General features: G+C 64.1%; 10 protein-coding genes. 4 read left to right on the top strand and 6 right to left on the bottom strand.

The window, feature by feature from the left end:
* Positions 1–39 precede the first annotated feature (39 nt).
* A complete protein-coding gene (locus tag LB520_RS01480; protein ID WP_224636176.1) occupies positions 40–459 on the top strand; it encodes a VOC family protein in 420 nt (139 codons plus the stop codon).
* A 274-nt stretch (positions 460–733) separates the two neighbouring features.
* Here LB520_RS01480 and LB520_RS01475 read toward each other — a convergent pair whose 3' ends face one another.
* Positions 734–2,209, bottom strand: a complete 1,476-nt coding sequence (locus LB520_RS01475) for a cobyric acid synthase (protein WP_224636175.1) — start codon at positions 2,207–2,209, stop codon at positions 734–736.
* On the bottom strand, positions 2,209–2,814 hold the full coding sequence (locus tag LB520_RS01470) for a dimethylsulfonioproprionate lyase family protein (RefSeq protein ID WP_224636174.1): 606 nt from the start codon (positions 2,812–2,814) through the stop codon (positions 2,209–2,211). Before LB520_RS01470 ends, LB520_RS01475 begins: the two co-directional genes overlap by 1 nt.
* 138 nt (positions 2,815–2,952) lie before the next feature.
* On the opposite strand from LB520_RS01470, the gene LB520_RS01465 reads away from it, so the two are divergent.
* Both LB520_RS01465 and mmsB read left to right on the top strand, forming a co-directional pair.
* On the top strand, positions 2,953–4,119 hold the full coding sequence (locus LB520_RS01465; RefSeq protein ID WP_224636173.1) for an isobutyryl-CoA dehydrogenase: 1,167 nt from the start codon (positions 2,953–2,955) through the stop codon (positions 4,117–4,119).
* Between the two features lie 20 nt (positions 4,120–4,139).
* Positions 4,140–5,024: a 3-hydroxyisobutyrate dehydrogenase gene (gene mmsB, locus LB520_RS01460; protein ID WP_224636171.1), complete on the top strand. Its 885-nt coding sequence runs from the start codon at positions 4,140–4,142 to the stop codon at positions 5,022–5,024.
* A gap of 426 nt (positions 5,025–5,450) precedes the next feature.
* Here the strand turns inward: mmsB and LB520_RS01455 are convergent, their stop codons facing one another.
* The 4 genes from LB520_RS01455 to LB520_RS01440 form a co-directional block, all read right to left on the bottom strand.
* Positions 5,451–6,830: an aspartate aminotransferase family protein gene (locus LB520_RS01455; protein ID WP_224636170.1), complete on the bottom strand. Its 1,380-nt coding sequence runs from the start codon at positions 6,828–6,830 to the stop codon at positions 5,451–5,453.
* 51 nt (positions 6,831–6,881) lie between these two features.
* A complete protein-coding gene (locus LB520_RS01450) occupies positions 6,882–7,004 on the bottom strand; it encodes a hypothetical protein (RefSeq protein WP_040969798.1) in 123 nt (40 codons plus the stop codon).
* Between the two features lie 617 nt (positions 7,005–7,621).
* Complete coding sequence (locus LB520_RS01445) at positions 7,622–9,685, bottom strand: prolyl oligopeptidase family serine peptidase (protein WP_224636169.1); 2,064 nt, start codon at positions 9,683–9,685, stop codon at positions 7,622–7,624.
* Positions 9,686–9,757: 72 nt separating this feature from the next.
* Positions 9,758–10,918: an MFS transporter gene (locus LB520_RS01440; RefSeq protein WP_224636526.1), complete on the bottom strand. Its 1,161-nt coding sequence runs from the start codon at positions 10,916–10,918 to the stop codon at positions 9,758–9,760.
* A gap of 310 nt (positions 10,919–11,228) precedes the next feature.
* Here LB520_RS01440 and LB520_RS01435 point away from each other — a divergent pair, with 310 nt between their 5' ends.
* On the top strand, positions 11,229–12,806 hold the full coding sequence (locus LB520_RS01435; protein WP_224636168.1) for a trimethylamine methyltransferase family protein: 1,578 nt from the start codon (positions 11,229–11,231) through the stop codon (positions 12,804–12,806).
* Positions 12,807–12,835 lie beyond the last annotated feature (29 nt).

The raw sequence follows: 12,835 nt of genomic DNA, 5'->3' as shown, positions 1-12,835 counted from the left end.
CGCAGACTGGCATTCATCAACCGATCCAGGGAGATTGTCATGCCGACAGCAAACGAAGCACCCCGTCTCTATCCGGCTCTGCGCTACAGAAATGCCGCCAAGATGATCGACTGGCTGTGCGAGGCCTTCGGCTTCGAGGCGCGCGCTCGCTATGGCGAGGGCGACATCGTCCACCATGCCGAGCTCACTTTCGGGTCCTCGATGATCATGCTGGGTACGGCACGCGACGACGATTACGGCAAGATGGTCGGCGCGCCCGGCGATGGCGGCGGCAAGTCGATCTACATCGCCGTCGATGACGCCGACGCCGCCTATGCGCGTGCCAAGAAGGCCGGCGCGAAAATCATCCAGGAACTGGTCGACCGCGACTATGGCAGCCGCGAGTTCATCTGCCTCGACCCGGAAGGCAATGTCTGGTCCTTCGGCACCTATTGGCCGAAGGCGGGAGAGAAGGCTTGAGGCCATCAGTGACGCTGGAGATTGGCCGCGATCTGCCAGCTTCGTCATCCACGGGCGGAGCGGGAGCGAAGCGGACGCGCAGACCCGAGGATCCATTCCGTTACCTCACGCGAGGGGTGCAGCGGAGCAGAATTCTGCACTGTTGCAAAGCCTTGACGTCACGGAATGGATCCTCGGGTCTGCGCTGCGTCGCTTCGCTCCTTGCTCCGCCCGTGGATGACGACCCGAGGGGCGTTTTCGCCAATCACAAACCCTGTGGGTTCGATAGAGCTATCTATCGCGCGATGGCAAAAATCGCGTCGCAGTCGAGATGCCTCTCCAGCTCGGCCGCGACCTCGTCCAGCGCCTTCTCGACATCCGCGCGATAGTCGATACCGCCTCCCCTGACGCCAAGGCTCTCCAGGTATGCGGCGCGAAAAGCGTCGGCGGAAAACAGGCCGTGCAGATAGGTGCCGATCACCTTGCCGTCGGCGGAAACCGCGCCGTCCTCGGCGCCGTTGAGGATCGTCGATGGCCGCGCCGTGTCGGGGCCGGTGGTGCGGCCGAGATGGATTTCGTAGCCTGCGAGCGGCAGGCCGAACTGCACCGAATGCGCGCTTGAATTGCGCACAGTCTTCTCAGGCTCCATCACCGTTTCGATGTCGAGCAGGCCAAGACCTTCGGCCTCAGTGACACTGCCTTCGATGCCGTCGGGATCGCGCACCATGCGGCCGAGCATCTGGTAGCCGCCGCAGATGCCGACGACATGGCCGCCGCGCTTGTGATGGGCGAGGAGATCGCGGTCCCAGCGGTTCTCGCGGAATTTCAGGAGATCGCCGATCGTCGATTTGGAGCCGGGGATGACCACCAACCCGGCATCTTCCGGCAGCTTCTTGCCAGGCGGCACGAACACCACCTCGACCTGCGGCTCGGCTTTCAGCGGATCGAGATCGTCGAAATTGGCGATGCGCGCCAGCATCGGCACCGCCACCTTCAGCGCCCGCTTCTCGCCGGAAGCGAGGCGTTCGAGCACCACCGAATCCTCGGACGGCAGCCGCCCGGCCGCCTTCAGCCACGGCACGACGCCGAAGCAGCGCCAGCCGGTGAATTTTTCGATCGCGCTGATCCCGTCGTCGAACAACGAGACATCGCCGCGGAACTTATTGATGAGATAGCCGGCGATCATGCGCCGGTCTTCCTCCGGCAGGATCAGATGCGTGCCGGCCACGGACGCAATCACGCCGCCGCGGTCGATGTCGCCGACCAGGATCACCGGCACATTGGCGCGCGTGGCAAAGCCCATATTGGCGATATCGCGGCTCCTGAGATTGATTTCGGCGGGCGAGCCCGCGCCCTCGACGATGACCAGGTCCGCGCCCGCGCCGACCTTCGCCCAGGAATCCAGCACCGCGTCCATCAGCCCGGCTTTCATCGCCTGGTAGTCGCGCGCCCGCGCCTCGCCATAGACTTGGCCCTGCACCACCACTTGCGAGCCGATATCGCTCTGCGGCTTGAGCAGCACCGGGTTCATATGCACGGTCGGCCTCACGCCGCAGGCCAGCGCCTGCAGCCATTGCCCGCGGCCGATCTCGCCTTCGCCGGCCTTGTCGTCGCCCGGAATATCGGCAACGGCAGCATTGTTCGACATGTTCTGCGGCTTGAATGGCCTAACCTTCAGCCCGCGATTCTTCGCAACGCGGCAAAGCCCCGCCACCAGCACGGTCTTGCCGACATCCGAGCCGGTGCCCTGCAGCATGATCGCTTTCGCCATCAGCCCCTGCCCCCTGAGCCAATGGTCGATTTCTGTGCCAGCGGCCCGCCGCGCCAGAGATAGAGCGCCATCAGCGGTTCCTTGCCCGTGCGCATGGCATGGCTGACATTGGACGCGTGGTGAATGACCTCGCCGGCGTCGCGCGTATGAAAGTTCTCCTCGCCCATCCGCCACTCCGTGCCGCCGGTCAGCGGGATATAGATCTCCTCGGCGAGGTGATGATGGTCGGGATAGACGATGTCAGGCCCGAGGATCAGCAGGCCAGCCGCGGCTTCGTCATTGACGAAATGTCCGCGCGTGCCGAACACTTCCAGCCAGCCGTAATTGTCGACAAAACTCTGCCCGAAATCGGCGGCGCTGTAGGTCTGCCCCCAGCGCAACTCGTCCCGATGGTCGGCAACAAATCGCGTCAATGGCCCGGCGTCGGCCGGAGCCAACTCGGCGATGCGATCGAGATGGCTAAGGCAGCCAAGCGCACGCGGCCCGAGAGAACGTGCAGGCATGTCCCAGCCGATGCGCGCGACTTCATCCGTCACCAGATCGTTGTCGACGCCCGCGAGATAGGCTTGGAATCGCTCCAGCAACTCATCGAAAATTGTCGGCACGCAAGAGCTCCGTTAGTCATTCCACGCACAGCCGGTTCTCAACGGCCCGGGTTGCGCGGCGGCATCATTGGTCTAGATTGAACGGCGCGCAAAGCCAAAAACGACAGGCCAGAAGGCCTGAACGACAGGGAGCACGCCATGGACGCGGCAGTCGATGCGGGCACTGGCCAGTTCGAACTCAACGAGGAACAGCGCGCCATCCAGGAGATGGCCCAGGCTTTCGCGGCCGACCGCGTCGCGCCCAATGCGCTCGACTGGGACAAGGCAAAGCACTTCCCCGCCGATGTGATCCGCGAGACCGGGCCGCTCGGCCTCGGCGGCATCTATGTGCGCGACGATGTCGGCGGCTCGGCGCTGGGGCGGCTGGATGCCGTGCTGATCTTCGAGGCGCTTGCCCACGCCGATCCGGCATTCTCCTCTTTCATTTCCATCCACAACATGGCGGCCTCGATGATCGACCGCTTCGGTAGCGACGAGCAGCGCCAGCGCTTCCTGCCGAAACTGACCTCTATGGAGTGGCTGGCGAGCTATTGCCTGACCGAGCCCGGCTCGGGCTCGGATGCGGCTGCGCTGAAGACGCGTGCGGTGAAAAGCGGCGGCGATTATGTCTTGAACGGCGCCAAACAGTTCATCTCCGGCGCCGGCGACAGCGACCTCTATGTCGTGATGGCGCGCACCGGCGGCGACGGCCCGAAAGGCATTTCGACCTTTGTCGTGCCCAAGGATGCGGCCGGCCTTTCGTTCGGCGCCAACGAGCACAAGATGGGCTGGCACATGCAGTCGACCCGCCAGGTCATCTTCGAGGACTGCAAGGTGCCGGCCGAGAACCTGCTCGCCGCAGAAGGCGCAGGCTTCGGCATCGCCATGGCCGGGCTCGACGGCGGGCGGCTCAACATCGCCGCCTGTTCGCTCGGCGGAGCGCAGTCGGCGCTCGACAAGGCGCTTGCCTACACGGCCGAGCGCAAGGCCTTCGGCTCCAAGATCAACCAGTTCCAGGCGCTGCAGTTCAGGTTGGCCGACATGGAAACGGAACTGCAGGCGGCCCGCATCTTTCTCTACGCCGCCGCTTCCAAGCTCGACCGCAAGGCGCCGGATGCCGGCAAATGGTCCGCGATGGCCAAGCGCTTCGTCACCGATATCGGCTTCGACATCGCCAACCAGGCGCTGCAATTGCACGGCGGCTACGGCTATCTGCACGATTACGGCATCGAGAAGCTGGTGCGGGATCTGCGCGTCCACCAGATCCTCGAAGGCACCAACGAGATCATGCGCGTCATCATCGCGCGCTCGTTGATTGGGCGCTGACGCAAAATCGGGAGAAAACGATGGCAACCATCGCCTTCATCGGCCTCGGTAATATGGGCAATCCCATGGCCGCCAACCTCGTAAAGGCGGGGCATGCGGTGCTGGGCTTCGACCTTGTGCCCGAAAACCTTACGGTCGCGAAAGAGCATGGTGTGACCGTCATGGCGAACGCCGTCGCCGCGGTGAAGGACGCTGACGTCGTCATCACCATGCTGCCGGCCGGCAAGCATGTGCTGTCGGTTTATGAGGACATCGCGCCCAAGGCCCGGAAAGGCGGGCTGTTCATCGATTCCTCGACCATCGATGTCGAATCGGCGCGCAAGGCGCATGCCATTGCCGCGAAGCATGGTCATCCGTCGATCGACGCACCCGTCTCCGGCGGCACGGGCGGCGCCGCGGCCGGCACGCTGACCTTCATGGCCGGCGGCTCGGATCAGGCGTTTGCCGCCGCCGAGCCGATCCTGAAGCCGATGGCCGGGCGCGTCGTTCATTGCGGCGGCGACGGCGCCGGCCAGGCCGCCAAGATCTGCAACAACATGATTCTCGGCATCTCGATGATCGGCGTCGCCGAAGCCTTTGTGCTGGCCGAAAAGCTCGGCCTGTCGCACCAGGCGCTGTATGACGTCGCCTCCACTTCCTCGGGCCAATGCTGGTCGCTCACCACCTATTGCCCGGTGCCCGGCCCTGTTCCGGCCTCGCCGGCCAACCGCGACTACAAGCCGGGCTTTGCCGCCGCGCTCATGCTGAAGGACCTGAAATTGTCGCAGGAAGCCGCGCAGAACGCAGGCGCCGTGACCCCGCTCGGCGCCGAAGCCACGCAACTCTATGCTTTGTTCAACGCGCAAGGCCACGCCGGCGCCGATTTTTCCGGCATTATTAATTTCCTGCGCGGAAATCCGGCATAAGTCTCTGCTTTTGAAGGGTTATTTCCAAGATTTGCCGCTACGAAGCCGGCAAATTTAGATTTGCTTAAGGTCTTGCTAACGCACCGGTAACGATGTGCCTTTAAAACGGACTGCGAGGCGGACATCGCGTCTGCCCGGCGCTCCGGATCAGGTCTCGCGTACCGGAGCCCGTAAATTTCGCAAGTATTCTCGTAGCGAAATGCCATGTGTATCTGGCAAAGCCGCGTTCCCGCAGGGACGCGGTTTTTGCGTTTCGGAGACGCCCTCCACGAGCCGTCCAGGAATGGACCGGGCGCTTAGAGCAATTCCAGGAAAAGTGTGAGCGGTTTTCCGCCCGGAATTGCGTCAAAACAAGGAGATAGGGCATTTCGCCGTTTCCGTGAAACGGTGAAATGCTCTAGCCAGGAGCGCCCGGAGAATATCCGCTTAGCGCTTGCGCAAATCGGCATCCGCGAGATCGAGTGCCCTGGCGATGCGTTCGCAAGCCATGTCGATCGTGTCGCGCGTCCAGATCAGCGGCGGCGAGAGAATCATAGTGTCGCCGGTGGCTCGCAGCATCATGCCCTGCGCGATCGCGTGGTCGCGAACGACGACCGCCGCACTTCCCGATGGCAAATAACGTTCCTTGGTCGCCTTGTCCTTGACGATCTCGATCGCGCCCATCAGGCCGATCGAGCGCACCTCGCCGACCAGCCTGTGCCTGGCGATCCGCTCCTGCAGCGCCTGCGCGAAATAGGGACCGGTGTCGTTCTTGACGCGCTCGACCAGGCCTTCCTTCTCGATGATCTCGAGGTTCTTGAGCGCCACCGCGCAAGCCACCGGATGACCGGAATAGGTGTAGCCATGGTAGAACTCGCCGCCTTTCTCGACCAGCGTCTTGGCGATGCGGTCGCCGACCAGCAGCGCCGAGAGCGGCTGGTAGCCCGAGGTCAGCGCCTTGGCGGTGGTGATGGTGTCGGGCTCGATCCCGAACGTCTGCGCCGCGAACCATTCGCCGGTGCGACCATAGCCGGTGATGACCTCGTCCAGCATCAAAAGCACATCGTATTTGCGGCAGATGCGCTCCACTTCCGGCCAATAGCTCATCGGCGGGATCTTCACGCCGCCCGCGCCCATCACCGGCTCGCCGATGAAGGCGGCGACCTTGTCGGCGCCGGCTTCGAGGATCGCGTCCTCGACCGCCTTGGCCGCGCGGATGCCGAAATCATGGTCGCTTTCGCCGGGCAACGCGAGCTCATAGGCATAGGGCATCATCACATGGACGATGTTGGGCACCGCGCCGCCGAGCTGCTTGTGCATCGGCTCCATGCCGCCCAGCGACGTGCCGGCGACGGTCGAGCCGTGATAGGCCGACTTGCGCGAGATGACGCGGTTCTTCTCGGGCTTGCCTTCAAGCGCCCAATAGTGGCGCACGAGCCTGAGCGCCGTGTCGTTGGCCTCCGACCCGGACGAACCGTAGAAAACCTGGCTGACATGCGTCGGCGCCAGCTCCGCCAGCTTCTTCGACAACAGCACCGGCGTCGGCGTCGAGCATTTGAAGAAGGAGTTGTAGTAAGGCAGCTCCTTCATCTGCGCGTAAGCCGCCCCGGCCAGCTCGTCACGGCCGTAGCCGACATTGACGCACCACAGGCCCGCCATGCCGTCGAGGATTTCGGTGCCGTCGGCATCGTAGATGAACGGGCCGTTGGCATGGGTGATGATGCGCGAGCCCGTCTCGCGCAGCTCCTTATGGTCGGTGAAGGGGTGCAGGTGATGCGCGGCATCGATCTGCTGAAGCTGCTTCAGCGAATAATTCTGATAGGTCATGGATTTGATCTTTCCTCTTGAATCAATCCGGCAGCGGCCGGGGCGGATTCGTCAGAGGAAGCGGGGCGGCGAATAGCCGATGCGGGCGCACAGCCGCAGCAGCTCGGCGCGCAGCGTGCGCGGTGACGGCGTCACCGCGACCCCGAAGGCGCCTGATGTGCTGAAGCGGATCATGGCAGCAGCTTACGCCGCCTGACGCCCAGAATTCAAGCTAGGACGGCAAGCGGTAGTCTCAGTTTGGTGACATGTTGGCGGCGCGCCTCTTTTCGCCCTTCGAGCCAAGACCATTGGCGGCGGCGCTCTTCGATCGTCCTGCAGGTCGTTGGCTTCCTCGCCTGTGGCAATACGCATGACGCGAACGGCGTTGCCGATCACGTCGGCGGGGCGCTCCTGGCCCTTAGGTCCGGTCGGTATTTGAGGACTCCTCTAAGGTCGCTATATAGTGCACCGGGCTCCCACTGGAGTACACAGTATAGCTCTTATTGCCAAAGCGGTCGTTCTTAACTGTGATCGAGGTGGTGTAGGGCGGGAAGCCTCTTTTCGGAGGTATTTTGGGTATAGGCGGGCAATGGCTCGTTGCCAACCGACCAAGAAGCACGGCCAACTCCGCTGTCGGCATCTCGTCCTCTGGGATGGACTGTTCCCAAGGCTGCTCCGAACCGCGCCGGACAATCTTCCAAATTCGCACCATCTCTCGCCCATGCTTTCCACTAAGCATATAGGCGGTTCCGTCTATATGGGCAAACTCGGCGAGGCGCTTTCGACTGGCTGTCAAATTTCAAACTGAGACACTACCCGGCCAGCGCTCGCTGCAGGAATATGTAGCGCATCGCCGTCTGCGCCGCCTGCGGCCGGCGGTCGCCGCGCCCGCCATGGCCGCCTTCGGTCTCCTCGAAGAACAGCGTCCTGCCGTGACCTGCCTCCTGCAGCCGCGCCGCCATCTTGCGCGCATGTCCGGGATGGACGCGATCATCGGCGGTGGACGTCATCAGGAGCACCGGCGGATAGGCAGCGCCCGCCTTGACATGCTGGTAGGGCGAATAGGCGCCGAGCCAGGCCGCCTCCTCCGGCTTCGACGGATCGCCATATTCGGCGATCCACGAGGCGCCCGGGGGCAGGTCGGTGTAGCGCAGCATATCGAGCAGCGGCACGTCGATGATGACCGCGCCGAACAATTCCGGCCGCTGCGTCAGCGATGTGCCGGTGAGCAGGCCGCCATTGGAGCCGCCCTGGATGCCGAGCTGCGCCGCCGTCGTGATGCCGCGCCGGACCACGTCCTCGGCCACCGCCGCGAAATCGTCGAAAGCGTTCTGGCGCTTGCCCTTGAGCGCCGCCTGGTGCCAGGCCGGACCGAACTCGCCGCCCCCGCGGATGTTGGCCTGGACATAGGCATTGCCCCTGTCCAGCCAGAGCCTGCCGCGAATGCCGGCATAGCCGGGTAGCAGCGGCACTTCGAAGCCGCCATAGCCGTAGAGCAGCGTCGGCACCGGTCCTTTCTGGTCGCGCCGCCGCACCACGAAATAAGGGATCATCGTACCGTCCTTCGAGCGTGCCTCGAACTGCTCCGAGATATAAGGCGAGGCGTCGAAGCGGGCCGGCTGCGATTTCACGGTTTGGAGCGTCTCGCCATCGTCGTCCGACCAGATGATAGAGCTCGGCGTCAGGAAATCGGTGAAGGAGAAGGAGACGCTCGAGCCGAAATGCTCGACATGGCTGATGCCGACATTGCCGTTGTCGGGCAGCGCTATCCGCTTCAGCGACCAGCCTTCTGCGGCGCGGTCGCAGGCGATGATCTTGCCGCGAACATTGTCCATCAGGTTGACGAACAGCCGGTCCTGCGTCCTGGCGAGGCCGGCGATCGAAACACGGTGCGCCGGCTCGAGCACGGTCTGGAACGGACCGAAGGCACCGTTCTCGATCCAGCGATCGAAATCGACCGAATAGAGCCCGTCGGGCAGGCAGCGCGTGCCGTCCGGCGCCGTCCAGGGGCTGCGCACGCCGAAGATCAGTTGGCCCTTGAAGACCACCGTGTCGGTGGCGTCGTCGGGCAGCGGGATGCGCCGGTTCTCACCCGAAGCCAGCCGCAGGAAACTGTGCGAGGTGAAGAAGTCGAGCGTCTTGCCGAGCAGCACGTGCCGCTTGTCGCCGTCATATTCGACGCCGCCGCCGACCGCGAGATGTTGTTTCTCGCCTTCGAGGATCGGCGTGGCGTCCTCGAGCTTGGCGCCGCGCCGCCACAGCTTGATCACGCGCGGATAGCCGGACTGCGTCTTGTCGTCTTCCTCGAAAGCGGCGGAGACGATCACCGTATCCTCGTCCAGCCAGGAAAAGCCCGACTTGGAAGCGGGAGCGCGAAACCCGTCCTCGACGAAGGATTTCGTCGCGACATCGAATTCGCGCATCTCGCTGGCATCGCCGCCATCGGGCGACATGTAGAGCAGGCAGCGGTTGAAATCGGGATAGAGCCGGCTCGCCCCGCCGAACACCCACTTCACGCCTTCCTTCGCGGAAAGCTGATCGAAGTCGATGATCGTCTCCCAGTCGGGCTTGTCGGTCTTGTAGGACGCGACCGTCGTGCGCCGCCAGAGACCCAGCGCATTGGTCTTGTCCTGCCAGAAATTATAGACGTAGCCGGCAAGCGCAGCCCCGACGGGCATATTGTCCTCGGCGGTCATCAGGTCGAGCGCGGTCTCGAACGCGGCCTGATAAGAAGGATCGCCCTGCAGTTCGGCGACCGTCAGCGCATTCTGGCGATGAACCCAGTCCAGCGCTTCCTTGCCATTGCGATCCTCAAGCCAGAGGTAGGGATCGTCGGCGGTCAATTCGAGCTGGGTTTTGGTCATCGTGCTGGTCATGCAGGTCTCCATCCGGCGGCCCCGCCTACATCGCGTTCGCTGCCTTGATATTCAAGAGCCATTCGGGGCCGATTACAAAACCCGCCTGCGCGCGATCGTCGCCGCCGCCAGCGCCGCGGAGATGGCGCCAAGCGTGACCGGCAGGCCGGCGGCGCCGATGACATCCATGACGCCGCCGGTGAGCGGCGGCACGACGATGCCGCCAAAACCCCACATCAGCGAGAAGGCGGCATTGCCGGCAACCAGCGCCGACCCGGTGAAGCGCTCGCCGAGCTCGATGATCGACATCGTGTAGATGCCGTAGGAAACGGCGCCCCAGATTAAGACGCAAGCCCAGATCAGCGGCGTCTCGATCAGCGCCGGCAAAGCCACGCATCCAAGGACGGTCACCGCCACGCAGCCGAACCGCACCAGGCGCGCCGTCAGCCTTTCGGCGAGCAGGCCGAGCGGCACCTGCATGGCGATGTTGCCGGCGATCATCACGGAAAGCAGCGCCGACATACGCGCTTCGGGAATGCCGTGATGCGTCCCATAGACCGGCAGCAGCGCCAGTATCGCCTGCTCGAACCCGGCCGCGACGATCACGGCCGACATAAGCAGCCAGGCCATTGGTATGAAGCCCAGCACCGAAACTTTGTTCTCGGCCTCGTCGACGTTCGGCAGCCTTTTCACCACCACGGCCAGGCAGCCGCCGCAGAAGAGGAAGGCAAGAATGCCGACAAGGAAAGGCGGCCAGCCTTCCGTGCCGACGCCGAGCAGGCAGAGCGGCCCGGCCGCGAAGCCCGCCGAGATGATGGTTGAATAGATGCCCATGACGCGGCCGCGCCGCGCCGGCGGCGCCAGAGCGATCACCCAGATTTCACTCAGGACATAGAGCGGGTTGGTCACCACGCCGATCAGGAAGCGCAGCGGGAACCACAGATAGACGTTTTGCGTCCAGCCGATTAGCGCCAGCACCAGCGCCGAAAGCGCCGCGCAGGTCAGCGCGGTCCGCCCCGCCCCGAACCGGCGCGCCAATCCCGGGATCAGCGGCGAGGACAGGATGAAGCCGACCGGCGTCATCGCCGCCGACAGTCCGATCATCGCCGGCGAAATGCCTTGCCGCTGCAGGATGAAGCTCAGCAGCGGATAGGAAAGCCCTTGCGCTATGGCGAAGACGGAAACCGTCGCGATCACGCCGGTGATCGCCGCCCACTGCACCGTCTCGTCGCTTTCCGAGCCCGCCAGCGCCATCATTGCCGCTCCGATCTTCGGAGCCTTAGCCGCTACCGGCGACAGCCGTAAGGGCCAACGGCGGCTAAAGCGCATGCTCCAGCCGGTCCCTGTCAGGAGCGCTGGCGCTGCAAGGAACAGCACAAGGTAGCGGCACCCAGCAACGCATCGAGCCCGACGATGACGGCAGGCAGCCGAGCGGCCGATCGCCTGCGGCCGCCTCCCCTTCCGTCATGTCGCTTCCCTCGCCCTAGTGGTCGCCGCCTCCTCACCGGCTGCATTGCTGCCAGTCCATTATGCCGGCCAAATTCGCATCCTCACGAGGCTTCTCATGACTGCCGCCCTTCATCCCGCCGAGCCGGCACTGGCAACCGATCGCGCCCGCCGTGGCGGCCGCGCGGGAAAGCGCGCCGGCGGCTCGGCCGCCTTCGAGCAGCCCGCCTTCCGGCAATTGAAGAACCCGCTGACGCCGACCAGGCTGGTGTCCGACGACGAGCTGGAATCGATCCACCTCGCCTCGCTGCGCGTGCTGAGGGAAATCGGCGTCGACGTTCTGCACGATGAAGCCCGCCGCATCATGAAGGCGCACGGCGCCGACGTACGCGAAGGCTCGGAGCGCGTGCGCTTCGACAGCGACATGATCCTCGAGCTTGTCTCGCACTGCCCGTCGGAATTCACGCTGCATGCCCGCAACCCGGCGCATAATCTGCGCTTCGGCGGCAACAACGTCATCCTGTCGATGATGGCTTCGGCGCCGAACTGCTCCGACCTCGACCGCGGCCGCAGGCCCGGCAACCAGGCCGATTACCGCAACTTCCTGCGCCTGGCGCAGATGCACAACATCCTGCACTGCACCGGCGGCTATCCGGTCGAGCCGATCGACATTCATCCGTCGGTGCGGCACCTGGAATGCATTCGCGACCTCGCCATGCTGACCGACAAGGTCTTCCACATCTATTCGCTCGGCAAGGAACGCAACGTCGACGGCATCGAGATCACCCGCATCGCGCGCGGCATCAGCCGCGAGCAGCTGATGCAGGAACCGTCGGTCTTCACCATCATCAACACCAATTCGCCGCTCAAGCTCGACGTGCCGATGATGGAAGGCATCATCCAGATGTCGAGCATGGGCCAGGCCGTGATCGTCACGCCCTTCACGCTGTCCGGCGCCATGGCGCCCGTCACCGTCGCCGGCGCGCTGGTGCAGCAGAACGCCGAGGCGCTCTCGGGCATTGCCTTCGCGCAGATGGTCAAGAAAGGCGCGCCGGTCGGCTATGGCGGCTTCACCTCCAATGTCGACATGAAGTCCGGCGCGCCGGCCTTCGGCACGCCCGAATATATGAAGGCGCAGCTCGTCGGCGGCCAGCTTGCCCGCCGCTATCAAATTCCCTACCGCACCTCCAACACCTGCGCCGCCAACACGGTCGACGCCCAGGCCGCCTATGAAAGCGTGTTCTCGCTATGGGGCGCGATCCAGGGCGGCGGCAATCTGATGATGCACGGCGCCGGCTGGCTGGAAGGCGGCCTGCGCTGCTCCTATGAAAAGACCATCCTCGACATCGACCTGCTGCAGATGGTGGCCGAATTCCTCACCCCGCTCGACCTCTCCGAGGATGCGCTCGGCTTCGACGCCATGCAGTCGGTCGGTCCTGGCGGTCATTTCTTCGGCACCCAGCACACGCAGCAGCGTTACAAGACCGCCTTCTATTCGCCGATCGTGTCCGACTGGCGCAATTTCGAGACATGGGCCGAGGCGGGCTCGCCGACGGCGATGGAGCGGACCAACAAGGTCTGGAAGGAGCGCCTTGCCTCCTACGAGGAGCCATATATGGATCCGGCCATCCGCGAGGAGCTCAACGACTTCGTCGAGAAACGCCGCGCCGAAGGCGGCGCGCCGACGGATTTCTGATCGTTGATCTCAATTTCTGACTCCACATT

Source organism: Mesorhizobium sp. CA12 (assembly GCF_020165255.1).
Classification (GTDB): Bacteria; Pseudomonadota; Alphaproteobacteria; order Rhizobiales; family Rhizobiaceae; genus Mesorhizobium.
The sequence above is the reverse complement of the archived record's forward strand: the minus strand, read 5'-3'. Positions and strand labels throughout refer to the sequence as shown.